The 25,212-nt window shown below is 63.2% G+C and carries 20 protein-coding genes, 3 tRNA genes and 1 pseudogene; 8 read left to right on the top strand and 16 right to left on the bottom strand.

Going from position 1 to position 25,212, the window contains the following annotated elements:
• A pseudogene (locus NRB16_RS27975) lies at positions 1-171 on the top strand (threonine ammonia-lyase, biosynthetic); the annotation flags it as partial.
• 68 nt (positions 172-239) lie between these two features.
• Positions 240-1,283 (top strand): DNA topoisomerase IB, encoded by a 1,044-nt coding sequence (locus tag NRB16_RS27970; protein ID WP_045493504.1) that lies wholly within the window; start codon positions 240-242, stop codon positions 1,281-1,283.
• Between the two features lie 2 nt (positions 1,284-1,285).
• On the opposite strand, the gene NRB16_RS27965 is transcribed toward NRB16_RS27970, so the two are convergent.
• On the bottom strand, positions 1,286-2,167 hold the full coding sequence (locus NRB16_RS27965) for a DUF2242 domain-containing protein (RefSeq protein WP_253115638.1): 882 nt from the start codon (positions 2,165-2,167) through the stop codon (positions 1,286-1,288).
• A 299-nt stretch (positions 2,168-2,466) separates the two neighbouring features.
• On the opposite strand from NRB16_RS27965, the gene NRB16_RS27960 reads away from it, so the two are divergent.
• Positions 2,467-3,189 carry an IclR family transcriptional regulator gene (locus NRB16_RS27960; protein WP_231906538.1) on the top strand — a complete coding sequence of 241 codons (723 nt, stop codon included), beginning with the start codon at positions 2,467-2,469 and terminating at the stop codon, positions 3,187-3,189.
• Between the two features lie 22 nt (positions 3,190-3,211).
• On the opposite strand, the gene NRB16_RS27955 is transcribed toward NRB16_RS27960, so the two are convergent.
• Positions 3,212-4,705 (bottom strand): class I adenylate-forming enzyme family protein, encoded by a 1,494-nt coding sequence (locus tag NRB16_RS27955; protein ID WP_253115635.1) that lies wholly within the window; start codon positions 4,703-4,705, stop codon positions 3,212-3,214.
• 2 nt (positions 4,706-4,707) lie between these two features.
• Positions 4,708-5,730 (bottom strand): alcohol dehydrogenase catalytic domain-containing protein, encoded by a 1,023-nt coding sequence (locus NRB16_RS27950; RefSeq protein WP_257107472.1) that lies wholly within the window; start codon positions 5,728-5,730, stop codon positions 4,708-4,710.
• 146 nt (positions 5,731-5,876) lie between these two features.
• On the opposite strand from NRB16_RS27950, the gene NRB16_RS27945 reads away from it, so the two are divergent.
• The 5 genes from NRB16_RS27945 (at position 5,877) to NRB16_RS27925 (ending at position 13,074) form a co-directional block, all read left to right on the top strand.
• Positions 5,877-6,578, top strand: coding sequence for an enoyl-CoA hydratase/isomerase family protein (locus tag NRB16_RS27945; protein ID WP_045493520.1), 702 nt, complete (start codon positions 5,877-5,879; stop codon positions 6,576-6,578).
• 96 nt (positions 6,579-6,674) lie between these two features.
• The gene (locus NRB16_RS27940; RefSeq protein WP_257107471.1) at positions 6,675-9,197 is read left to right on the top strand and encodes a TonB-dependent siderophore receptor; all 2,523 of its coding nucleotides are present in this window, start codon (positions 6,675-6,677) and stop codon (positions 9,195-9,197) included.
• A gap of 4 nt (positions 9,198-9,201) precedes the next feature.
• Positions 9,202-10,554 (top strand): MFS transporter, encoded by a 1,353-nt coding sequence (locus NRB16_RS27935; protein ID WP_084710176.1) that lies wholly within the window; start codon positions 9,202-9,204, stop codon positions 10,552-10,554.
• A gap of 11 nt (positions 10,555-10,565) precedes the next feature.
• Positions 10,566-11,750 (top strand): acyl-CoA dehydrogenase family protein, encoded by a 1,185-nt coding sequence (locus NRB16_RS27930; protein ID WP_253115629.1) that lies wholly within the window; start codon positions 10,566-10,568, stop codon positions 11,748-11,750.
• Positions 11,716-13,074, top strand: a complete 1,359-nt coding sequence (locus NRB16_RS27925; protein ID WP_257107470.1) for an amidohydrolase — start codon at positions 11,716-11,718, stop codon at positions 13,072-13,074. Before NRB16_RS27930 ends, NRB16_RS27925 begins: the two co-directional genes overlap by 35 nt.
• A gap of 80 nt (positions 13,075-13,154) precedes the next feature.
• Here NRB16_RS27925 and NRB16_RS27920 read toward each other — a convergent pair.
• From NRB16_RS27920 to NRB16_RS27860, 13 genes are all read right to left on the bottom strand, one after another.
• Positions 13,155-13,231: transfer RNA gene (locus NRB16_RS27920), tRNA-Asp, on the bottom strand.
• Positions 13,232-13,350: 119 nt separating this feature from the next.
• Positions 13,351-13,427, bottom strand: a tRNA-Asp gene (locus NRB16_RS27915).
• Between the two features lie 70 nt (positions 13,428-13,497).
• Positions 13,498-13,573 (bottom strand) — tRNA-Val (locus NRB16_RS27910).
• Positions 13,574-13,793: 220 nt separating this feature from the next.
• Positions 13,794-14,564: an SDR family oxidoreductase gene (locus NRB16_RS27905; RefSeq protein WP_253141982.1), complete on the bottom strand. Its 771-nt coding sequence runs from the start codon at positions 14,562-14,564 to the stop codon at positions 13,794-13,796.
• An 11-nt stretch (positions 14,565-14,575) separates the two neighbouring features.
• Positions 14,576-15,787 carry an O-succinylhomoserine sulfhydrylase gene (locus tag NRB16_RS27900; RefSeq protein ID WP_045493534.1) on the bottom strand — a complete coding sequence of 404 codons (1,212 nt, stop codon included), beginning with the start codon at positions 15,785-15,787 and terminating at the stop codon, positions 14,576-14,578.
• 18 nt (positions 15,788-15,805) lie between these two features.
• Positions 15,806-17,314 carry an amidophosphoribosyltransferase gene (gene purF / locus NRB16_RS27895; RefSeq protein WP_253141966.1) on the bottom strand — a complete coding sequence of 503 codons (1,509 nt, stop codon included), beginning with the start codon at positions 17,312-17,314 and terminating at the stop codon, positions 15,806-15,808.
• Positions 17,315-17,326: 12 nt separating this feature from the next.
• Positions 17,327-17,914, bottom strand: a complete 588-nt coding sequence (locus NRB16_RS27890; RefSeq protein WP_045493536.1) for a CvpA family protein — start codon at positions 17,912-17,914, stop codon at positions 17,327-17,329.
• A gap of 102 nt (positions 17,915-18,016) precedes the next feature.
• Positions 18,017-18,697, bottom strand: coding sequence for an SPOR domain-containing protein (locus NRB16_RS27885; protein WP_045493537.1), 681 nt, complete (start codon positions 18,695-18,697; stop codon positions 18,017-18,019).
• An 18-nt stretch (positions 18,698-18,715) separates the two neighbouring features.
• A complete protein-coding gene (folC, locus tag NRB16_RS27880; RefSeq protein ID WP_253141961.1) occupies positions 18,716-19,996 on the bottom strand; it encodes a bifunctional tetrahydrofolate synthase/dihydrofolate synthase in 1,281 nt (426 codons plus the stop codon).
• On the bottom strand, positions 19,993-20,919 hold the full coding sequence (accD, locus tag NRB16_RS27875; protein WP_045493541.1) for an acetyl-CoA carboxylase, carboxyltransferase subunit beta: 927 nt from the start codon (positions 20,917-20,919) through the stop codon (positions 19,993-19,995). Before accD ends, folC begins: the two co-directional genes overlap by 4 nt.
• Before the next feature lie 249 nt (positions 20,920-21,168).
• Positions 21,169-21,789 carry a phosphoribosylanthranilate isomerase gene (locus NRB16_RS27870; RefSeq protein ID WP_257107469.1) on the bottom strand — a complete coding sequence of 207 codons (621 nt, stop codon included), beginning with the start codon at positions 21,787-21,789 and terminating at the stop codon, positions 21,169-21,171.
• A gap of 59 nt (positions 21,790-21,848) precedes the next feature.
• The gene (gene truA / locus NRB16_RS27865; protein WP_045493552.1) at positions 21,849-22,673 is read right to left on the bottom strand and encodes a tRNA pseudouridine(38-40) synthase TruA; all 825 of its coding nucleotides are present in this window, start codon (positions 22,671-22,673) and stop codon (positions 21,849-21,851) included.
• A gap of 147 nt (positions 22,674-22,820) precedes the next feature.
• Positions 22,821-25,212: FimV/HubP family polar landmark protein (locus tag NRB16_RS27860; protein WP_257107468.1), on the bottom strand; the 2,392-nt coding region annotated here is incomplete at its 5' end.

Genomic DNA, 25,212 nt, shown 5'->3' with positions numbered 1-25,212 from the left:
ACCATTTCGATGTTCCACTACCGCAACCATGGCGCAGCCGATGGCCGGGTAGTGGCGGGGCTGGTGGTGCCGGAAGATGAACACGACCTGGTCCAGGACACCCTGCAAGAGATTGGTTACCCCTATTGGGACGAGACCAATAACCCGGCGTATCGGCTGTTTCTTGGCTAAGTCAGATTTATCGCACCTAGAAACACAGTGATGGTCAATGAAGGTATCGCCCTGTGGACGCTACCTTCATGCCAGACGCCATCGCCGCCGACCAGCTCCCCCCTGACCTGCATTACGTCGACGACAGCGAGCCCGGCTTTAGCCGCAAGCTGCTGCGCGGCAAATTTGCCTATTTTGACCTGGACGGCCAACGGATCCGCGACAAGGCCGAGATCCAGCGCATCAACGCCCTGGCCATCCCGCCGGCCTATACCGATGTGTGGATCTGCGCCGACCCGCGCGGCCATCTGCAGGCCACCGGCCGCGATGCGCGCCAGCGCAAGCAGTACCGCTATCACCCGCGCTGGCGGGAAATCCGTGACCAGAACAAGTACGCGCGCATGATTGCCTTCGGCAGCGCCCTGCCCAAGGTGCGCAAGCAGCTTGAAGCGCAGATGAGCCAGCCCGGCATGGGCCGCGACAAGGTGATCGCCACCGTGGTCAGCCTGCTCGACGCGACGCTGATACGCATCGGCAACTCGCGCTACGCCCGTGACAACCGCTCGTTCGGCCTGACCACATTGCGCAACAAGCATGTGGACATCAAAGGCAGCGAAATCCTCTTCCAGTTTCGTGGCAAAAGCGGCGTGGAGCACCAGATCAGCATCAAGGACCGGCGCATGGCTAACATCATCAAGCGTTGCATGGAGTTGCCGGGCCAGAACCTGTTTCAGTATCTGGACGCCGACGGCCAGCGCCACGGCATCAGCTCATCGGACGTCAACGCCTACCTGCATACCCTGACTGGCGCCGACTTCACTGCCAAGGACTACCGCACCTGGGCCGGCAGCGTGTTGGCCCTGACGACCTTGCGCAAGCTGGATTGGGAACCGGAAAGCGACGCGAAGAAGCATATCGTCGAGATGGTCAAAAATGTCGCCCGCCAGTTGGGCAACACTCCGGCGGTCTGCCGCAAGTGCTATATCCACCCGGCGGTGCTCGAAGGCTTCGTGATCGGCGAACTGGCCAAACTGCCGCGCTCGCGCAAACGCCAAGGCTTGAGCGCCGAAGAGGTTGCCTTGGCAGCCTTTCTCCAGCAGTTGCATGCACAGAGCGCCGGGCAGCGCTCCTGAGGTTACTCGGCGGGCGGGCTCTGCTCTGCGGGAGCGGAATGCTGCTCAAGCAGCTCTTCCAGACTACTCGGCTCGCTGTCGAGGGGATGGGCACTGTCTGTCGGCGCGGCCGGCGACTCGACCTGCTCAACCTTGAATGAACCGGCTTCGACGGGCGCGGCGAGTGGCTGGCTTGTGTCAGCGGGCGCAGCTACTGGCGCTGCGGTTTCGGTGGCTGGCGCTGGCGGCTGCTCAGGGACGGCCGCCGGAGCAGTTGCAGGAGCCGCAGCAGGGACCAGCGCAGCCGGTGCCGGCGCGGTCGCTTCAGGCACACCCATGTCAGGCTTGGGTTGCTCGACGATGTGCGCCGCCTGCTTGACTTCCGGCGGCAGGAAATTCTCTACCAGGCCGAAAAAGCGCTCGTAGAACTTGGTGGATGCGACGGTCTCACTGGCCACTTTGACCATCGAATCGTCGGTGGAACCGATCGGCATCGACACCGAGCCCAGCACACCGACGCCCAGGCTGGCCGACGTGTTGGTTTTCTTCAGCGCGTAGCGGTCCTGCAGGGCGTTGGCGAACATGCTCGACGTACCGGCATGGGCGTCATCGGCGCAGACCACGTTGAAGCTGATTTCGATATGGGTATCGCCAGTCTGCTGGAAGCTCTTGCGCCCGCTGATCATCTTCGGGTCGTTGCTGGTGATGATGTAGCCCTGGCTGAGCAGTGCCCGCCGCGCCGCCTCGCAGGACGCGGTATCGCTGGCCGGGTAGGTGCGCGAGAAGGTTCCGGCGTCATCGAAATGCTCATGATCGTAGATCGCCTGCTTGGGCGAGGAACAACCAGCAGCCATGAGCAGGGCAGACACCCAGCAGGCAGTACGAACATTCAGAACATTGAACATCGGAAATCCCGGAGATAAAGAACGGCAGGGCGATCAGGAAAATGGCGCTAAGTCTGCAACAACCCAGGCGCGGGATCAACGCAGACTTGGCAAGCATTTGGTTACATGAAGTCTTATTCACTGAAATCTGCCCGCCAGCCCCCCTGTTCATACTCAACGCTTCACCCAAGCGGCGATCACGGCTACCCTTGAGCGCCGCGAGCCGCACGTCAGACGATTCGGAAACCACTGCCACGATGGATACCCCCCCTATTAACCGCGCATCTGAAACCGGCAAGGAAACGACCGGTGGCGGCCGAGTGCAAGTCATTGACCGCTCGATCGTGCTGCTGCGCACGCTTTCCAGCCAGAAGAACGGCGCCAGCGCGCTGGATCTGGCGCGCCTTACCGGAATCGACCGGACCACCATTCACCGGCTGCTCAAGACCCTGACCTACTGGAGCCTGATCGAGTCGCACAACGGCACCTACCGGCTCGGCCCGGAGTGCCTGGTGTACTCCACCGCTTACCTGAACCGCCTGAATCTGCGCAAGATCGCCCTGCCCTACGCCATCGAACTACAACGCGTCACCGCTGACCGCCAGGCCATCGTCTCGGTCTCGGTGCCGGTGGGCGACCAGGTGGTGTTGATCGAGCGCATGTGGACCCCCATCACGCCGTTGAACGTGATTGTCGATCTGGCCGACCACTTTCCACTGGAAGGCAGCCCGAGCGGCCGCGCCATCCTGGCCACCTACGATACGGCTCAAGCCATTGCCGTGCTGGGTGCCGAACGCCACGCCAGGGTGCTGCCAAACCTGGACACCATCCGTCAGCAACAGGACTTCGCCTTCGGCCACAACGAGTTCAAGCCCGGCCTGTCATCGGTGGCCTACCCGATCCGGGCCGGCGACGGCCCGGCAATCGGTGCGCTGGTGGTTGCCGGGCTGGAGATGGAAAGCGAAATCCATCCGCAGTCGCCGCTGGCCAGCCATGTGCGCCGCGCCTGTGACGGGATCGCGGCGCAACTGGGCGACCTGTAGCTGCAAGCCGCCACGACCGGGCTCACTGGCCCGGCCCTGCATCAAGTTCGGCCAGCAACCGGTTCTGCTGCACCTTGCCGTAGTGTGAGCGCGGCAGCTCATTGAGAAACCAGATGCGCCGCGGCACTTTGAAACGCGACAGCCGCGCGCGACAGTGCTCGATCAGTTGCTGGTCCGAGAGCGCGCCAGGCTCACTGAGTACCACGGCAGCACACACCTGCTCACCCCACTCCAGATCCGCCAGGCCAAACACATGGACATCGGTCACCTGAGCCAGCTCACGCAGGCTCTGCTCGACCTCGCTCGGCTGCACCGATTTACCGCCGCTACGGATGATGTCCTTGCAGCGACCTTGCACGCTTAGCAGGCCATCAGCACGGATACTGCCCAGATCGCCACTGCGCAGCCAGCCGTCGGCCAGGGTGCGCGCGGTCAGTTCAGGCTGCTGCCAGTAGCCGGCCATCAGTTGCGGTCCGGCGATCAGAATCTCGCCCACCCCCTGCTCGTCCGGCTGGTCGATGCGCAGCGCCGCCGAGAACACCGGGCGTCCGACCAGCCCTTGAGCAGACTCACCCGCAGCACGGGTCGCGGCCATCTGCGCCACGCTCAAATAACAACTCCACGGTGCTTCGGTCATGCCATACAGCACGCTCAGCCGGCTGCCGAACAACTGGCATGCGCCCTCCAGAACCTCGCTGGCCAGCGCCGCCGCACCGATGTCCAGGGTTTTCAACGAGGGCAGATCAGCTGCCGCAGTGCCGGCTTCGCGCAGCAGGCGCAACAGCTGGGTCGGAACCAGCGAACTGAAAGCCGCCTGATGCTCACGCAACTGACCGATGAATGCTGGCGCCTCGAAGCGCCCGCCCAGCACCACCTGGCCGCCACTGAGCAGATGCCCCAGTACCGCGACCGCCGCGATTGGCCAGAGCGGGCGCACGTTGAGCAACACATCACCCGGCACTGCACCACGGGCCATGACGATGTTCTGCAACACCGCACACAGGCTGGCATGCCGGTGCATCACGGCCTTGGGCAGGCCCGTCGTACCGCCGGTGTAGTTCAGCGAAGCCAGGGCTTGCGCCGGCTGGGCTGCACGGGCGGGCAACGGCAGCGCGGATGCCTCGGCAAAGCCCTCCAGGGCCAGACACGGCACACCTGCCTGGCGCAGTTGCCCGGCCAGCGCCTGATAGTGGCTGGAGAACAGCAGCAACTGCGCCCCCGCGTCACGCACCTGTGCCAGCAGTTCCTCACCCGACAACGCCGGGTCCAGCGGCACCCGCACCCGGCCTGTCGCCATGCAGCCATAGTCGGCCAGCAGGTAATTGATGCTGGCCTCGGCCAGCAGCGCCACCCGTGCACCGGCCTGCACATTCAAACGCTCCAGCGCCAGGCCGAAGGCCGTCAGTTGCCGGTCCAGATCCGCAAAGCTCAGGCTGCGGTGCACTGCCGGCTCATACAGAGCAATACGTTCAGGCCACTTGTGCGCGGCCTGACTCAACAGGGTGCTGATATCCATGCTTACCACCCGCTCAGTACGATGCGCCCATTGACCTGCCGCGACTCCAGCAGTGCATGAGCCTGGGCCACCTCAGGAAACGGCAACACCCGGTCGATCAGCGGCCTGACCTGGCCGGCGGCAATCAACGCCAGCGCGGTGCGCAGCTCTTCAAGCGTCGCGCTACCCGAACCCTGCAGTTTCAAGCGTCGGCCAATCAGCAATCCGGGATTGACCGCTACCGCCCCGGGGCTGACGTTACCCAGTACCACCACCCGCCCCCCCAGGCTCATGCTGCGCAGGGTGTCCTCCAGAGTGTGCCCAAGGTTTTCGATGGCCACGTCCACGCCACGCTTGCCGGTCAGTTGCCAGACCTCGGCGCTGTAGCTGCCGTTGCTGACAATCACCTCATGGGCGCCCAGCGCCTGAAGAAACTCGCGCTTTTCAGCGCTGCCAGTCACGGCGATGACCCGCGCGCCCAAGGCTCGGGCCAGCTGGATCTGATGCGCGCCCAGGCCGCCGCTGGCGCCGTTGATCAGCACCGTTTCACCCGGTTTGAGCGCAGCCTCGCCATGCAGGGCGCGCACGCTGGTGGCGATCGGGCACGAAGCCAGCGCCGCCTGCACATAGTCGAGCCCATCGGGCAATGGGACGGCAGAAATGGCCGGCACCCGCAGGTACTCGGCATAGGCGCCCTCGGTATCCACCGACGGCAGGCCCAGTGCCCGGCACAAGTCCTGGCGACCGCGCAGGCACTGCCGGCACTGGCCGCAGAACCGCCGCTGGTAGATCACCACCCGTGCCCCGACGGCCAGATTCAGCACATCGTCACCGACCTGCACCACTTCCCCGGCCACCTCATGGCCTAACACCACACCGGTGTGTGCGCCGGGCAGCTGCCCGGCACGGTGCAGCAGATCGTGGTGGCAGACACCGGCGGCGTGCACCCTGACCAGCACTTCGCCGCGCCCCGGCTGCGGGGTGGGCACCTCTTCGACCTGCAACTGCTCGGGCCCGCCGAAGCCTTTCAGAACTATCGCTTTCATCTTTTATAACCGTTGGTAACCACTTAAGAATATGTTCATATAACAAACATGTTGTTTGCATTGTGCACATCAATTAAGTTTTCCCCACTTTGACGCCGACCTCAAGAGGCAATGCGTCTTTCTTTCACAATCAGCGAAATCACGTGATGACAGTCGAGTATCAGAAGCAGGGCGACGGCGTTCTGCTGGTCACCCTCAACCGCCCGGAGCGTCTCAACGCGCTGGACAGCCAGACCAAGGCCGCACTGGGTCAGGTGTGGCAACGCGCCCAGGACGACACCGACGTACGCGCCATCGTGCTGCGCGGTGCCGGCGAGCGGGCGTTCTGCGCCGGTTCCGACCTCAAGGAAATTCACAGCACCGGCCAGACCGCCAGCAGCGACGTGCTGGCCAACGCTCTGCCTGGGGTGGGCGTCAACCTGCGCAAGCCAGTGATCGCCGCTTTGCACGGCCATACCCTGGGGCTGGGCATCAGCCTGGCGATTCACTGCGATTTGCGTATCGCCCGTACCGACACGCAATTCAGTTTCCCGGAAGTGCGCCACGGCATGCTGTCGGGCTTCAGCGCCATCACCCTGCCGAGCCTGATCGGGGAAGCCGCGGCACTGGACATCATGCTCAGCGCCCGGACCTTCGATGCCGATCAGGCGCTGGCCCTGGGGCTGGTCAATGAGGTGGTCGACGACCCGCACAGCCGCGCCCTGGAACTGGCCGCGCAACTGGCCGCCCATGACCCGCGCGCGGTCGAGTGGAGCAAAACCTTGCTATTGGCCGAACGCAGAGAACGGCTGCAACGGCATCTGGCGCTGGTCGATCAGGCACGGATCGACGTCATGCGTGACCGATAACCATAACCATAACTGCCCACCCTTTTCCGCCACGCCCGTACTGCCAGGCACACCCACCACCAGCGATGGAAGCGGCGTTTCACTTGGAGCTTCACTATGTCTCGCCCTTGCATTGCTTATCGCCCAAGGCTCAGCCTGCTGACCCTGGGTATCCTCGGCCTGTGTGCCACACCGCAGGCGTTCGCTGCGCAGCCGACCCACACCGCTGACAACCAGGACACCGCCTTGCAGACGGTGGTGGTCACCGGCGCCCGCGACGCCGGCCGCACCGTGGCTGAAAGCCTGGCGCCGATTGATGTGATCAGCGGCGAGGCCCTGGCCCGCTCCGGCAAACAGAACCTGCGCGAGGCCCTGGCCGCCAGCGTGCCGTCCTACACCAACGCCGCAGGCTTTACCGGCGGCACCGGCCTGGCGGTCAAATCCGCGACCTTGCGCGGCCTGGGCGGCAACCACGTACTGGTGCTGGTCAACGGCAAGCGCCGGCATAACACCTCGTTGATTTTCGTCCAGACCGCCGCGACCTCCAGCGGCCAGTCGCCTGCCGACCTGGACCTGATCCCGGTCAGCGCCGTGGACCATGTCGAGGTACTGCGCGACGGTGCCGCCGCCCAGTACGGCTCCGACGCCATCGCCGGGGTGATCAATATCATCCTCAAGCAGAACGATCAGGGCGGCAGCGCCAGTGCCCTGTATGGTCAGTATCGGGAACGGGTCGGCGGCAAGGGCAACTTCGGCGCCCGCGGCCAGGCCCAGATCAACCAGGGCTTTGCCCTGCCCAATGACGGTTTCTTCAGCCTCAGCGCCGACGTCGGCATCCAGGAAAGCTCTAACGTCGCCGGGGCCGTACCGGATTCCACGCGCATCTACTTTGCCCAGAACGGCCAGCCCGACCCGCGTGAAACCGGCGAAAGCCGCTACCGCCAGCAGCTTGGCCAGCCGCGCTCGCAGACTTACAACCTCGGTTACAACGCCGAACTGCCGCTCAACGACGACGTCACCGTCTATTCGTTCTCCACGGTCAGCCATCGCAACTCCACCAGCTGGGGCACCTACCGCACCGCCAACTCGCCGCAAAATATTGTCTCGGTGTACCCGGACGGTTTTGCGCCGCGCTTTGTGGTCGAAGAGGACGATTTCCAGAGCGTGATCGGTGTACGCCACGACGACCTGCTGGGCTGGAAATGGGACCTGTCCAGCAGCTATGGCCGCAACGACGCCAATATCCGCAACGAACGCTCGCTGAACCCGTCGCTCGGCCCGGACAGCCCCCGCGACATGGACGGTGGCCATCTGATCGCCAGCCAGTGGACCAATAACCTGGACCTGACCCGCGGCTTCGACACTGGCCTGTTCAGCAGCCCGCTGAACGTCGCCGCCGGCCTTGAGTTTCGCCGTGACGGCTTCCAGATTGAGGATGGCGAGTTCGCCTCTTATGGTGACGGCGGCTATATTTTCCCGGCCGGTCACCCGCTGGCCGGCCAGCGCCCCAACCCCGGCGCGCCGGGCCTGGCTGGCTTCACCCCGCAGGACGCGCACAATTACTCGCGCACCAACACCGCCGCCTATGTCGACCTCAGCCAGCGCCTGACCGACAAGTGGGATGTCAGCCTGGCCGGGCGTTTCGAGCACTACAGTGACTTTGGCGACACCACCAGCGGCAAGTTCTCGACCCGCTATGCCTTTACCCCGGCCTTCGCGGTACGCGGCACCATCAGCAACGGCTTCCGCGCCCCGTCGCTGCAACAACAGAACTACTCTTCGTCGCTGACCGCCTGGCGCGCCAACAGCTTCACCGGCCAGTTGGAGCAGAACACCACCCGCTACGTGACCGTCGATGATGCCGCCGGCCGCGCACTGGGCGCCAAACAGCTGGACCCGGAACGCTCGCTGAACTACAGCCTGGGCTTTGTCGCCACGCCCACCGACAACCTCAGCGTGACGGTCGACCTGTACCAGATCGACATCAAGGACCGCATCCTGCAGACCAGTAACCTGCAAGGCACGGCGGTGTCCAACCTGCTGGCCGGCCAAGGGCTGAACCCCAACCAGATCGTCTCCTACTTCGGCAACCTGGCCGACACCCGCACCCGTGGCATCGACCTGGTGGCCGACTATCGCTATGACTTCGGCCAGTACGGCAAAACCCAGTGGACCCTGCTGAGTAACCAGAGCCTGCAGACCATCGAGAAACTCAAGGAGCCTGCCGCACTGGCCGGCACCGGGGTCAGCGCAGTGGGCCGCGACCGGCAGGGCAACCTGACCACCGCCTACCCCAAGAACGTCACCTCGCTGAACCTCAACTGGCAGTTGGGCGACTTCGATGTGAACCTCAAAGGCACCCGCTATTCGCAAGTGGTGGGGCGCAATCAGATTTCCGAAAGCCGTGACGAGAAGATCCGCCCGGCGTTCATCACCGACCTGAGCCTGGGTTACTACCTGACCGACGCGGTGAAACTGACCGTCGGCGGCGAGAACATCTTCGACCGTCGGCCGCAGCAGCTCAACGCCGAAGCCAAGCGCTTCTATTTCTTCCCCACCGACAACCCGACCTACAGCTGGTATTCGCCCTATGGCCTGGAAGGCGCGTACTACTTCGCCAAAGTCGACGTGAGCTGGTGACCCCATGAGTCTTTCAAACAGCACGCCAGCCCCCGAGGGGCTGGTCGAACATACCCCCTCACAGGGCTTCGATCAGGCGCTGTACCGCAAGCTGGCCTGGCGGATCATGCCGTTTCTGTTTCTGTGCTTCGTGCTCAACTGGCTCGACCGGGTGAACATCAGCTTCGCCCATTTGCAGTTCAAGACTGATCTGAACATCAGCGACGCGACCTTCGGGATCATCGTCGGGGTGTTCTCCATCGGCTACCTGCTGTTCGAAATCCCCAGCAACCTGCTGCTGGAAAAGATCGGCGCAAAGAAGACCATGATGCGCATCATGGTGCTCTGGGGCCTGGTGACCATCGCCACCGCCTTTGCCCAGACGCCGATGCAGTTCTATGTGTTGCGCATCCTGCTGGGCGCCGCCGAGGCCGGCTTTTTTCCCGGCGTGATCCTGTACCTGACCTACTGGTTCCCGGCCAGCTACCGCGGGCGTATCACCTCACGGTTCATCATGGCCATCGCGGTCTGCGGGATCATCGGCGGCCCGCTGTCGACCTGGATCATGAGCCACTTTGCCGGCCTGGGCGGGTTCACCGGCTGGCAATGGCTGTTTGTGGTCACCGGCATCCCGCCGGTACTGGCCGGGCTGTTCGCCTGGTACTGGCTGGATGACAAACCGGCCAACGCCAAGTGGCTGAGCGACGATGAGAAACGCCGCATCGCGCATGCCCTCGACGAAGAACGCCGCAATCGCAAGCCGGGCGGGCATCAGCGTTTCGTCGAAGCGCTGAAAGACCGCAAGGTGTGGTTCATCACCCTGGCCTACTGCCTGACCATCATGTGCACCGGCAACGTGACCAATATCTGGGCGCCGTCGATCATTCGCGAATCGGGGGTCGCCAACCTCAGCCAGTTGGGGCTGTTTTCAGCGCTGCCCTATGTGGTCGGGGTGGTGGTCATGCTGCTGGCCTGCCGGCATTCGGACCTGCGCCAGGAACGCCGCTGGCATTTCGCCCTGGGCGGCCTGACCGCGGCCACGGCAATGCTGATCCTGCCAAACTTTCTGGTCAGCCCCTGGGCCGCCATCGCGATCCTGACCCTGATGACCAGCGGCTACCTGGTGGCCACGGCAGTGTTCTGGACCATTCCCACCTATTACCTCTCCGACCAGGCCAAGGCGGCCGGGCTGGCGATGGTCAATTGCTGTGGGCAGGTCAGCAGCCTGCTGACGCCGATCATGATCGGCTCGATCAAGACCAGTACCGGCAGCATCTCGCTTGCGCTGTATATCGTCGCCGGCCTGGTGACCTGCGGCGCGTTGATTCTTTTGTTCGGTGTCCCGCGCCAAGCGCTGCGTGATGCTTCTGAAACCTGATGGATAGCTCAATGACTGATTACGTTGCACTGGCCCACCAACTGGCCGCGCAGATCCAGCCCGGCGCCGCCGAGCGCGACGCCAAGCGCACCCTGCCCTACGCCCAGCTTGACCTGATCCGCGAGTCCGGCCTGGGCGCGGCACGGGTGCCCAAGGCGCTGGGCGGTGGCGATATTGACCAGTTGCAGGTGGCGCAGATCTTCATGGCCCTGGCCAAGGCCGACCCCAGCGTGGCCCAGGCACTGTTCCCGCATTTCGCCACGGTCGAGCATCTGCGGCTGATCGCCAATGAGCGCCAGCAGCGCGAATACCTCGGTGCCTTTGTCGACCGCAAGCTGTCGTCCGGAGCCATCGCCGAACGCAGCGGCACCTTTCGCGGCGAAATCCACACCCGGCTGCAACGCCAGGGCGAGCAACTGCTGCTCAACGGCAGCAAGTTCTACAGCACCGGTTGCCTGTTCGCCGACCTGCTGAAAATCCAGGCCGTGGATGAAGCCGGCCAGGCCGTGTATGTGATGCTGCCCGCCGACACCCCCGGCATCAGCCTGCTCGACGACTGGGACGGCATGGGCCAGCGCACCACCGCCAGCGGCAGCACCCTGCTGGAGAACGTGCCGGTGCACCCCGATCAGGTCATCCCGCTGGCGCAGTGGTATCAGCGGCGCAACTACATCGGCGCCAGCGCCCAGCTCATCCACTGCGCGCTGGACGTCGGGATTGGCCTGGCGGCGCTGGACGATGCCATCGCCTGGGCACGCAGCGGCGTGCGCCCGGTGCGCGAAAGCGGCGTCGACAAGGCCAGCAACGATCCGTACATCCTGCACACCATTGGCGAGCTGTCGGCCACCATCCATGGCGCCCAGGCGCTGGTGGAAAAAGCCGCCGGTGCGGTACAGACCGCCGCCGTCACCCAGTTGCAAGGCCTGGCCGAAGGCGCAGAGCTTGACGCCATTCTGGCGCGCTCCTCGATTGCCGTGGCCGAAGCCAAGATCGCGTCGACCCGCGCCGCCCTGCATGTCTGCGAGCGGCTGTATGAGGTAGGCGGCGCCGCAACCACTCAGAGCCGCTACAACTTCGACCGTCACTGGCGCAACGCCCGCACCCACACCACCCACGATTCAGTGGCCTATAAGTACAAGGCCATCGGAGACTACCTGCTCAATGGTAACTATCCCCCCATCGCGTTCACCTATTAAACCGCTACTGGCGCTGAGCCTGCTATGGCTGGCCATCGGCACTCAAGCCAGCGCTGGCAGCGGCGATCCCTGGGCTGATCTGCCGGCCCAGGTCGACACGTTGCTGCCCGGCGTGATCGAACTGCGCCATGCCATTCACCGCCACCCCGAGCTGGGCAATCGCGAGTTCAAGACCGCCGAACGCATCGCCCGGCGCCTGCGCGAGCTGGGCTTCGAGGTGCAGACCGGGGTGGCCCATACCGGTGTGGTCGGCGTGCTCAAAGGCGGCCAGCCCGGACCGGTGGTGGCCATCCGCGCCGAGCTCGATGCCCTGCCGCTCACCGAACAGACCGGTTTGGCCTATGCCTCGACGCTGCGCGCCAAGGACGAAGGCAATGACCTGCGCAGCCGTGGCAAGGACGTCGGGGTGATGCATGCCTGCGGTCACGACGCGCATATGGCCATGGCGATCGGCGTGGCCGAAGTGCTGGCCGCACACCGCGACGCGCTGCCCGGCACCCTGAAGCTGATTTTCCAGCCCGCCGAAGAGGGCCCACCACTGGGCGAGCAAGGCGGCGCCGCGCTGATGATCAAACAGGGCGTACTGCAGGCGCCGGCACCGGAGGTGATTTTCGGCATTCACGTCACCGCCGGCACTGCCGGCACCTTTACCCTGAGCAAGGCACGCACCACCGCCTCGGCCGACACCTTCGTGGCCCGCATCACCGGGCGCCAGACTCATGCGGCCTTTCCCTGGACCGGGATCGACCCGGTGCCGGTGGCGGCGCAGATCATCCTCGCCTGGCAGACCATTCCCAGTCGGCAGTCGAACCTGAGCGTGCTTCCAGCACCGGTGATTTCGGTGGGCCGCCTGGAGGGCGGCGACCGCCATAACATCATCCCGGCCGAGATACGTCTGGAAGGCTCGATACGCACGGTCAGCGATGAGCAACGCGAAGATGTGCTCAAGCGCATGAGCAATACCGCGCAAAGCATTGCCCAGGCATCCGGCGCTACGGCAACGGTGGAGTATCTGCCTGGTGGCTACCGGTCAGGCTATAACGACACGGCACTGGCTGAACGCATGTTGCCGGTCCTGCAACAGGTGTCCGGCACGCCGGTGAAGATCGACAACGGCACCTATGGCGCCGATGACTTTGCCGAGTATGCGCGGCAGATTCCGGGGCTGTTCATGCGCATGGGGGTCACTCCGCCGGCACTGCAGGACAAACCGGTGTGGCCGACTCATTCGCCGGGCTTTCAGGTCGACGATCCGAGCCTTGCCACCGGCATTAAGGCGCTGAGCCTGATGACCCTGCGTTACATGAGGGGCGAAGGACAGTAAAAATCGCAGACAACAAAAAAGCGACCCTAAGGTCGCTTTCTTGTTTGTTCCAGAGAGTTCAAGGGCTCTGGAACCGGATATGGCGCAGCGGACGGGACTCGAACCCGCGACCCCCGGCGTGACAGGCCGGTATTCTAACCGACTGAACTACCGCTGCGTATCGCTTGTAACTCTTGCTTCAACCTGAAACAAACTTTCGGTAGTTTGAATCACGGCATGATTGAACTGCCAGTTGGCGTTTCAATCGCAGACCCGGCGAACCCGATCTGGATAAAGTGGCGCAGCGGACGGGACTCGAACCCGCGACCCCCGGCGTGACAGGCCGGTATTCTAACCGACTGAACTACCGCTGCGCATGCAGGACTTTCATCCTGGTTTTTACAACCTTGAAAGTTCTCGTGAATCAACTTTCAAACTCAACGATGGTGGGTGATGACGGGATCGAACCGCCGACCCTCTGCTTGTAAGGCAGATGCTCTCCCGGCTGAGCTAATCACCCTTTGCTTCGCTGAGGCCGCGAACTTTACGCACCCCCCTCATGCAAGTCAACACCTGGAGTGAAATATTTTTCAAATCAGGGAGATACGGTTGAATCCGGGGACCGTCTTGAGCCGGGAAGCCCTTTAAAAAGATCCCGCCGCTGGGTTGGAGGACCCCGGTTCCCATGCCACTCAAATAAAAAAACCGGCATGGCGCCGGTTCAGGTATTTGCTTGAGTACTACGCTTGTTCGGCGTAGATCATCTTGCGGCTCATGCCACCATCGATGACGAACTCCTGGCCGGTCACGAAGCCTGAGTTGCGTGACAACAGCCAGCTCACCATCGCGGCTACGTCTTCCACGGTCCCGACCCTGCCCACCGGGTGCTGAGCATGGTCAAGGTCAGACAGCGGTTCGGCGCGGCGTGCCGACGGGTCGCGGGCGTCGATCCAGCCGGGGCTGACCGCGTTGACCCGGATCTGTGGGCCGAGGCTGACCGCCAGTGCATGGGTCAAGGCCAGCAGGCCACCCTTGCTGGCCGCATAGGCTTCGGTGTCGGCTTCAGACTGATGGGCACGGGTGGAGGTCAGGTTGACGATCCCGCCACCGTGCGCACGCAGGTACGGAGCACAGTGCTTGGCCAGCAGCATGGGGCCGGTCAGGTTGACCCCCAGCGCGCGGTTCCAGCGCTCCAGGCTGAGGCTTTCCAGAGTACCGTTATGGGGCTCGGAAATTGCCGCGTTGCACACCAGAGCGTCCAGCCGGCCAAACTGGCGCAGCACCTTGGCCACACCACCGACCACCTGTTCTTCGCTGGACACGTCCATGACGACGAACATCGCGTTATCGCCCAGGCTTTCAGCCACCTTGCTGCCACGAATGCGGTCCAGGTCGGCCAGCACCACCTGCCAGCCCTCGCTGATCAGCCAGGCGGCAATGCCCAGGCCGATGCCGCGTGCAGCGCCGGTCACCAGAGCCACCCGGCCGTTAGTCGGCCCGGCAGCCTGCATGGCCCACTCGCTCACAGCGCTGCCAGGCCGCGAGCCAGATCGTTCTGCAGGTCGACAACGTCTTCCAGGCCGACTGCGACACGAATCAGGCTGTCGCTGATACCCGCCGAGGCACGCTCCTGCGGGGTCAGACGCCCATGCGAAGTCGTGCCCGGATGAGTAATGGTGGTTTTGGCGTCCCCCAGGTTGGCGGTGATCGACACCAGACGCGTGGCATCGATAAAACGCCATGCACCCTCTTTGCCACCCTTGACCTCAAAACTCACCACCGCGCCGTAGCCTTTCTGCTGGCGCTGGGCCAGTTCGTGCTGCGGATGGCTCTTGAGGCCGGCATAGTGAACCTTCTCGATACCGTCCTGCTGTTCCAGCCACTCGGCCAGCGCCTGGGCGTTGGCACAGTGGGCGCGCATGCGCAGGTTCAAGGTTTCGAGGCCCTTGAGAAAGATCCAGGCGTTGAACGGGCTGAGGGTCGGGCCGGCGGTGCGCAGGAAGCCCACCACTTCTTTCATCTGCTCGCTGCGTCCGGCAACCACACCGCCCATGCAACGACCCTGGCCGTCGATGAACTTGGTGGCCGAGTGCACCACCACATCGGCACCCAGCTTCAGCGGTTGCTGCAAGGCCGGTGTACAGAAGCAGTTATCGACCACCAGCAAGGCACCCTTGGCATGGGCGATTTCTGCCAGCGCGGCGATATCGACCAGTTCAGCCAGCGGGTTGGATGGCGACTCGACAAACAGCAGCCTGGTGTTCGGCTTGATCGCCGCATCCCAGCCAGCCAGTTCAGCCAGCGGCACGTAGTCGACCTCGACACCGAAACGCTTGAAGTACTTCTCGAACAGGCTGATGGTCGAGCCGAAGACGCTGCGCGACACCAGCACGTGATCGCCGGCGCTGCACAGGCTCATCACCACCGACAGGATTGCCGCCATGCCGGTGGCGGTGGCCACCGCCTGTTCGGCGCCTTCAAGAGCAGCAATACGCTCTTCGAAGGCACGCACAGTCGGATTGGTGTAGCGCGAATAGACGTTGCCCGGCACCTCACCCGCGAACCGGGCGGCGGCATCAGCCGCCGTACGGAACACGTAACTGGAGGTGAAGAACATCGGGTCGCCATGCTCGCTCTCAGGGGTGCGGTGTTGACCCGCACGCACGGCCAGGGTGTCGAACCCTACGCCTTCAAGATCGCTGTCCAGCCGGCCTGCATCCCATTGCTCTGCCATGCCCGTTTTCCTTGTCAATCAGTTGTTGTACAGATCGATGATCGCGCTGACGGCCTGGCTCTTGACCTTGGCCGCGTCATTGCGGGCGTCTTCGATCCGGTTCAGGTAGTGCTCATCGATATCACCGGTGACGTACTGGCCGTCGAACACCGAGCAGTCGAAGTTATCGATCTTGATCTTCTTGCTGCCACTGACCGCTTCAATCAGGTCACTGAGCTCCTGATAGACCAGCCAGTCGGCGCCGATCAGATCAGCCACTTCCTGGGTGGTACGGTTGTGGGCGATCAGTTCGTGAGCACTCGGCATGTCGATGCCGTAGACGTTCGGGTAACGCACGGCCGGTGCGGCCGAGCAGAAATAGACATTCTTGGCGCCGGCTTCACGCGCCATCTGGATGATCTGCTTGCAGGTGGTGCCGCGCACAATGGAGTCATCGACCAGCATCACGTTCTTGCCGCGAAATTCCAGCTCGATGGCGTTGAGCTTCTGACGCACCGACTTCTTGCGCGCCGCCTGGCCCGGCATGATGAAGGTCCGGCCAATGTAGCGGTTCTTGACGAAGCCTTCGCGGAACTTGACGCCCAGGTGGTTGGCCAGCTCCAGCGCCGCGGTGCGGCTGGTGTCCGGAATCGGGATGACCACGTCGATGTCGTGGTCGGGACGCTCGCGACGGATTTTTTCCGCCAGGCGCTCGCCCATGCGCAGCCGCGCCTTGTACACCGAGATACCGTCAATGATCGAGTCAGGACGCGCCAGGTAGACGTGCTCGAAGATGCACGGCGCGTAACGTGGGTTCGGCGCGCACTGGCGAGTGAACAGCTTGCCGTCGTCGGTGATGTACACCGCTTCGCCCGGTGCCAGGTCACGGATCAGGGTGAAGCCCAGCACGTCGAGGGCGACGCTTTCGGAGGCGATCATGTACTCGACGCCTTCGTCGGTGTGACGCTGGCCGAACACGATCGGGCGGATGGCGTCCGGGTCACGGAAGCCGACGATGCCGTAGCCGGTGACCATCGCCACCACGGCATACCCACCGCGGCAACGTTTGTGCACGTCAGCCACGGCGGCGAAGATGTCCTCTTCGGTCGGCTGCAATTTGCCGCGTACCGCCAGTTCATGGGCGAACACGTTGAGCAGCACTTCCGAATCGGAATTGGTGTTCACATGACGCAGATCGGACTCGTAGATTTCCTTGGCCAACTGCTCGACGTTGGTCAGGTTGCCGTTATGCGCCAGGGTGATGCCATACGGCGAGTTGACATAAAACGGCTGGGCTTCGGCCGACGTCGAACTGCCGGCTGTTGGATAGCGCACATGGCCGATGCCCATGTGCCCAACCAGACGCTGCATATGACGCTGCTGGAACACATCGCGCACCAGACCGTTGTCTTTGCGCAGGAACAACCGGCCATCATGGCTGGTCACGATACCGGCAGCATCCTGGCCGCGGTGCTGGAGGACGGTGAGCGCGTCATACAGCGCCTGATTGACATTCGACTTACCGACGATTCCGACGATGCCACACATGCGACACAACCCCTACTTAGTGGAACTGGATTTACCGAGCACATCCTGGGCCATTTCCGGCGACAGGATCTGCTCCTTGAACGGCAATTCGGCAGGAATGCCGATGCCGCTGGTTGACCACTGACCGGACATCCCGACAATCAGGTTTTTCGACCAGTCAGCGACCATGAGAAACTGCGGCACCAGGCGTGATTCCTGCCACCACTGATCCTGTTGCACCGGGCCCAGGCTCAGCAGCCCGACCGCGACAACGATCAGCAGGGCGCCACGCGCGGCACCAAATACCATACCGAGGAACCGATCGGTCCCGGACAACCCGGTGACGCGAATAAGCTCGCCGATGAGAAAATTGACCATCGCCCCGACAATCAGGGTGGCGACGAACAGAATGATGCAACTGGCGATCACCCGCATCGAAGGCGTGGCGATGTAGTCGGCCAGATAATGGGACAGCCCGGCACCGAACATCCAGGCGACTGCGCCTGCGATGATCCAGATCAGCAGCGACAAAGCTTCCTTGACGAAGCCGCGCTTGATGCTGATCAAAGCGGAGATGGCGATGATCACGAGAATCGCCCAGTCAACCGGAGTAAGTGCCACGTTGCAGCCTGCAGACGGATAAGGCGGCGCATTTTAACAGAGCGGCCGCCGGTCGGTAAGCGGCGATTATCGGTGAGCTGAATTTTCTCGAAACAGCTGTGTTCAGCCGCGTTCCGGCTGGAAACGCACCACGATACCCTTGAGTTTCTGCTGTTTGTCGAGCTGGTCGCGCAGACGATCGGCTTCGCCACGCTCGATCAGCGGCCCGACGAACACCCGATTGACGCCATCGGAGGTGCGAATGTAAGCGTTGTAGCCTTGGGCACGCAGGGTCTTTTGCAGGTTATCGGCATTGGCCCGATTGGACATGCTGGCCAATTGAACCGACCAGCTGACCGACAGGCCGTTGGCGTCCACACCGCTGGGCGCAGCTGCCTTGGCCTGGGTCGGCGCAGGCGGCTGAACAGGCGTTGACGGCTGGGCAGGCGCTGGCGCGGGCTTGACGGCCGGCTTGGGTGCGCTGGCCACAGGTGCGGAGGCCACAGGTGCAGCGGCAGGCGCCGCTGGAGCCGCCTGCTGGGCCGGCGCCGGGGCAATCGGCCGCGATGGCGGCGCCGTGCTCGGCGCTGGGGTTTCGACCTGGGTGATCTGCTGGGGCTCAGGCACTGCGACCGGCTCGATTTGCACCGGCTGCATCACCGGGGCTTCGGGCGCAGCAGGCGCATCGACCCGCACGCTGCGGGTTTCGTCTTCACGGGTGAACAGCATCGGCAGAAAGATGACCGCAATGGCGATCAGCACCAACGCCCCCACCATCCGCTGTTTGTAAGCCTTGTCCAGCATCGCAGCCACCTTCAGTCCTCAATCAGCGTGATCGGCCAGCCATTCAAGCGCTTCGGCCACGCAGTAAAAAGATCCGAACAACAGGATCTCGTCATCCGCCGTCGCCTGCTCACACTGTGCCAACAGTGCCTGGGCCACGTTCTGATAGGACGTCACGCTCGCACCAAGGTTCTGCAAGCAGGCCTGCAATTGCTCAACCGGCGTGCTACGCGGGGTTGGCAACGGCGTCACAGCCCAATGCGCGACCCCCGCCACCAGCTCGGCAACCACGCCTTCGAGATCCTTGTCGCCCAACAGACCGAACACCGCCAGGCGCTTGCCTGGCACCGGACGCTGGACAAGCCGTTGCGCCAGAAAACGCGCAGCGTGAGGGTTGTGCCCGACATCCAGCAATAGATTGAGGGTTTTGCCTTTCCAGCGCAGCACCCGTCGGTCAAGCCGACCGACAATCCGGGTACCGCTCAGCGCCTCGGCCAACACCCCGGGCTGCCATGGCAGATCGAGCAAGGCATAGGCTTGCAATGCAAGCGCGGCATTCTCCATCGGCAGATCGAGTAGCGGCAGATCAGTCAGCACCAGCGGCTGCCCTGCCCCATTCACTCCTTGCCAGGACCAGGCATTGACGTCGATAGCGACGCTGAAATCCCGACCGCGTAACAAAAATGGGCAGTTGAGCGCTGCGGCCTGCTCCAGCAAGGGTGCAGGCGGATCGAGATCGCCACACAGCGCCGGTTTGCCAGCGCGCAAGATGCCGGCCTTCTCGAACGCTACTGACTCACGGGTATTGCCCAGCCAGTCGGCATGGTCCAGACCGATACTGGTGACCAGCGCCAGATCAGCGTCGACCAGATTGACCGCGTCCAGGCGCCCGCCCAGCCCGACTTCCAGCACCACAGCGTCAAGCCCGGCCTGTTCGAACAGCCAGAATGCCGCCAGCGTGCCCATTTCAAAGTAGGTCAGGGTGATATCACCACGCGCCGCCTCGACAGCGACAAAGGCTTCGCACAGTTGAGCATCGCTGACCTGTACGCCTTGCACTTGCACCCGCTCGTTATAGTGCAGCAGGTGCGGCGAACTGTAGACACCCACTTTCAGACCCTGAGCCTGCAACAGTGCCGCCAGAAACGCGCAGGTCGAACCCTTGCCGTTGGTGCCGGTCACCGTGATCACTCTGGGCGCCGGACGACTCAGGCCCAACTGACCGGCGACTTGCCGGGCACGGTCCAGCCCCATGTCGATGGCCGACGGGTGCAGTTGCTCCAGATAGGCCAGCCATTGACCCAGGGTCCGCTGGGTCATGCGGTTGCCGGAGTCGGGGCCGGAGTAATCTCGACCACTTCCAGAACCGGCTTGTCAGCCTTTGGCGATGGCAGGTTCATCATCTGCGCCAGCAAGCGACCCAGACGCTCGCGCAGTTCAATGCGCGGAATGATCATGTCGATGGCGCCGTGCTCGATGAGGAACTCGCTGCGCTGGAAGCCTTCAGGCAGCTTTTCACGTACGGTCTGCTCAATCACTCGCGGGCCTGCAAAGCCAACCAGCGCCTTGGGCTCAGCGACGATCACATCACCCAGCATGGCCAGGCTGGCGGAAACGCCGCCGTAGACCGGGTCGGTCAGCACCGAAATGAACGGAATGCCTTCTTCACGCAGCCGCGCCAGCACCGCCGAGGTCTTGGCCATCTGCATCAGCGAGATCAGCGCTTCCTGCATCCGCGCACCGCCGGAGGCCGAGAAGCAGACCATCGGGCAACGGTGCTCAAGGGCATAATTGGCCGCACGCACAAAGCGCTCGCCAACGATCGCACCCATCGAGCCGCCCATGAAGGAGAACTCGAACGCCGAGACCACGATCGGCATGCCCAGCAGGGTCCCGCTCATGGAAATCAGCGCGTCTTTTTCACCGGTCTGCTTTTGTGCAGCGGTCAGGCGATCCTTGTACTTCTTGCCATCGCGGAACTTGAGACGGTCTACCGGCTCCAGGTCAGCACCCAGCTCATTGCGACCTTCGGCGTCCAGGAAGATGTTCAGCCGGTTACGCGCACCGATACGCATGTGGTGGTCGCACTTGGGGCAGACGTCCAGGGTCTTTTCCAGTTCAGGGCGATACAGCACGGCTTCACAGGATGGGCACTTGTGCCACAGCCCCTCAGGGACCGAGCTTTTCTTGACCTCTGAACGCATGATCGAAGGGATCAGTTTGTCTACCAGCCAGTTGCTCATGCTTTCTTTCTCCAGTGCCGATTCGGCTCCAGCACCCGGCGTTGTAACGCCCGGCACCCGCCCTTGGCTAAATGTGTAAAAAGTGACGAGCAAGGACAGCCTGCGGTCGGCACCTGGCCAGACCTGCCCCTCTCAGCCGTAATACTTGAAACCGCACCCGACGCAAAAGCGTCCGGTTAATCAATTCAGCCCGCACATGTTCATTACCGGGACAGGCTAATGGACGGCGGCAGCTGCCACGCCGTCACATCAGGCTTCACGCACCGCACGCATGAAAGCCCGCACCTTGTCGTGATCCTTTATGCCTTTACTGCGCTCTACCCCACCACTGACATCCACCGCATAGGGCCTGACCTGAGCAATGGCCTGCACCACGTTACCCGCGTCAAGACCGCCAGCCAGGATGATCGGCCTGGACAGATCACCGGGAATCAATGACCAGTCGAAGCGCTCCCCCGTGCCTCCGGGCACACCCGGCACATAAGCATCAAGCAGGATGCCGCTGGCTTTGCCATAAGCCCGGCAGGCGGCGGCGATATCGTCACCCGGCTTGACCCGCAATGCCTTGATGAAAGGCCGGTGATAGCCGTCGCATGCCTCGGGTGATTCATCACCATGGAATTGCAACAGATCCAGCGGCAATGCATCGAGGGTTTCGTTCAATTCACAGGAACTGGCGTTGACGAACAGGCCAACCGTGGTCACGAAGGGCGGCAGGCCGGCAATGATCGCCCTGGCCTGTTGCACGCTGACCGCACGCGGGCTGGGCGCGTAGAACACGAAGCCCAGCGCGTCGGCACCCGCCTCAACGGCCGCCAATGCATCCTCCAGACGGGTAATCCCGCAGATCTTGCTGCGAACGGCTGACATATGACGAAACCTCAGTCCTTGCGCAAAGTCCCGGATGGTAACAAATGCAGGTTCAGCCGTCAGCCTTCAAGGCCAGCGAAACCGGTCAGAAAATGCGGACCGATATAACGCTGCGGCAGACCGAATTCATCGGCATACTCGACCTCAACCAGATACAGGCCAAAGGGGTGCGCAGTCACGCCGCCGTTACGCCGCACCCGACTCTGCAGCACTTCATTGATCCACTCCACCGGGCGCTCGCCAGCACCGATGGTCATCAGCACACCGGCAATGTTTCTCACCATGTGATGCAGGAACGCACTGGCCCGTACATCAATGACAATCATCTTGCCGTGACGACTGACGCGCAGGTGATGCATCTGCTTGATCGGCGATTTGGCCTGGCACTGGCCGGCGCGAAACGCGCTGAAATCGTGGGTACCGACCAGATACTGGGCGGCCTCGGCCATGCGCTCGACATCCAGCGGACGATAGTTCCAGGTTACTTCCTCACCCATATGCGCCGGGCGAATCTGATCGTTGTAGATCACATAGCGGTAGCGCCTGGCCTTGGCCTTGAAGCGCGCATGAAAGTGCGCCGGCATGACCTTTGCCCAGGTCACGCTGATGTCATGTGGCAGGCTGGCATTGGCGCCCATGATCCAGGCTTTTTCCGAGCGCTCTGTTTGCGTATCGAAATGCACCACCTGACCGCAGGCATGCACACCGGCATCAGTGCGCCCGGCACACAACAAGGTGACCGGGGAGGCAGCGACCTTGCCCAGAGCATTTTCCAGTGTTTCTTGTACGGTGGGCACGCCACTGGCCTGACGCTGCCAGCCGTTGTAGCGCGAGCCTTTGTATTCGACGCCTAGCGCGACGCGGTGAAAGCCCTCGGCAGCCATCTCGGCGGCCGGGTTGTCTATGTTCGCCAAGGAGTTACAGCCCGTGGGTTGCGAAAAGGGCGGCCATTATAAGGCTGTCGGGCGAAGACGCCAGCGCACGAGGCGAGCAATCCGCCAGATCAGGCGGATCGCTCACCGCGAGCAGGCTCAGGCCAGCCGGGCGAGCATTTCCCGGGCTTCATTTTTCTGCACGTCATCGCCTTCAGTGACCACTTCACCGAGGATATCGCGCGCGCCCTCGGCATCACCCATGTCGATGTAGGCCCGCGCCAGATCCAGCTTGGTCGCAGCCTCGTCAGTACCGGACAGATAATCGAACTCCAGGTCGTCTTCCAGCGCAGCGGCATCACTGGCAGTGAAGCTTGGCGTGTCGAGTGGCGGGCTTTCCAGATCCTGAGACAGACGATCAAGCTCGGCGTTGACGTCGTCGATCTCCGAAGCGAATGCCTCGGTGGCCTGGTCGGTTTCGATTTCATCGGCCAGCGACAGATCGAAGTCTTCCGGCAGCTCAAGGTCATGCCCCAGGCTGTCAGCGCTGCTCAGCCCCAGATCCAGTGGTTCTTCACCCAGACTCAGAAGCAGATCGTCCTCAGTCTTGAGCGCAGCCTCCTCCTGGGTCAGGTTCAGATCGAACTCGTCCAGCGGCTCTTGCGCCTCAGCCACCACCGGCGGCAGCGGCTCAGCATCGAGCAGATCGGCCAGCGGGTCATCTTCAGCCACCACCGGCGACAGCGGCTCGGCGTCGAGCAACTCGGCCAGCGGGTCATCCTCGACAGCCGTCAGCGGCTCGGATTCGAAGCCGCCGTCATTGAGCAGGTCATCAAGATCGTCAACCGTCACCACCTCGTCAGTGGCAGCCGCCTCGAACTCGTCCAGGCTCAGATCAAAATCGTCATCCGCCGCCGCTATCACAGGCTCTGCTTCGGGCTCCGGCTCGGCCTCTGCCTCCAGGGCAGGCTCCGCCTCGGCCGCTGCCGGCTCATCATCAGCCAGCAGCTCTTCCAGATATTTGGCATCCAGCTCCGCCGCGATCGCCGCCGCAGACGTGGCCGCCGCAGCGGCTGCCACGGCCGCCACCGGCGCCACAGAAGCAGGCGCAGGCTCGGCAGGTTTGGCCAGCTCGGTCACAGGCGCCGGTGTCGGCGCCTGCGCTACACCCTTGGTCGAGTGATCGTCTTTTTGCTGCTCGACCTCAGCTTGAAGCTTTCCCGCCGCCACCAGCTTGCGCTCGTGCGCGGCATACGCCTTGTTGTTGCCTTGTTCGGCGTAGATTTCCATCAGTTTCAGACGAATATCGTCGCGCTCGGGAGTCTCTTTCAAGGACTCTTCCAGCAACTCCACGGCCTGGTTCATACGGCCGTAAGCGATATGAATCTCGGCCTGCACCAGCGGGTCGGTCGGTCGCTCACGCGAAGCATTGGCGGCAGCCGCGGCAACGGCAGCCGGGGCCATGGTGTAGCTCGGCGACGGCGTCACCAGGCTGTCGAAGCTGTCCGAAGAGGCGTTCAGGTCCATGTCAGAGACAAACTGCGACTCTTCAGCCAGTGCACGGGCCATATTGCGGTGTTTTTCTTCCTCGGCCCTGGCCCTGTTACGCCGCGCCAGGAACAACAGCAGCAGGGCCAGGAACAGCAAGGCCGCGCCACCGATAAGCCCCAGCAAGATCGGGTTTTCAAGGATAGCCTTGAACGGATCGGTTTCTTCCTGGGCAGCCACCGGCTCTACCGCCAGCGGCTGTTCGGCAGGCGCTGCAGCAGATTGGGCAGCACTGGCTGCCAGCGCATCTTCAGGGGCCAGCTCGCCTATCGGCTTGATCGGCGCGCCACTGGCATCGACGGCTGCAGCCGGCAATGGCGGGCTGACCGCTGGTGCGGCACCGGCACCGGCAGCCTGCATCTTGGCCAACTGATCATTCTTGAGTTCCATCAACCGCTGCAGTTTGTCCAACTGGCTTTGCAGGTCGGTCAGGCGACTGTTGAGTTCAGCGTTGTCGCGCCGCGAGGTGTCCAGCGCCTCCTGGGTAACAGCCAGCTTGTTGGCCAGATCATTGTCAGTCGCCGCGCCCTTGCTGCCAGGCGCCTTATTGGCCGCGACCAGGCTGAGATTGTCAGGGGTCTCGACCCGGGCTGGCGCAGCTCCGGTGCCGGCACGCCGGGTCGCGTCGACCTGACGCTGACCGGCTGCACTGCGGCGCCCGTCACGCCAGGCCTGATACTGCCGGGCCACTTCGGCAATCGCCTGGCCTTGCGGCAGCGCGGTGGCCTGTTGAGCCGTCGGCAGGCGCAGCACCTGACCACGCTTGAGGCGGTTGATGTTGCCACCAATGAAAGCGTCCGGATTCAACGCCTGGATCGCCAGCATGGTCTGTTGAATGCTGCCGCCATTGCGTACCTTGGCTGCGATCTCCCACAACGTGTCGTTGTTGCTGGTCACGTACTGCTCGGGCTTGTCTACCGCCGGCGGCGGCAGCGCGGGCTGGGCAGGCGCGGGCGGCGGAGCGGCGGGCGGTTGCGCGGCAGGCGCCTGCACGGTCGCCGCC

It is taken from the genome of Pseudomonas sp. LJDD11 (assembly GCF_024584215.1).
In the GTDB taxonomy this organism is placed as follows: Bacteria; Pseudomonadota; Gammaproteobacteria; order Pseudomonadales; family Pseudomonadaceae; genus Aquipseudomonas.
Note: the sequence above shows the minus strand (reverse complement) of the source record. Positions and strands in the feature narration are given on the sequence as shown.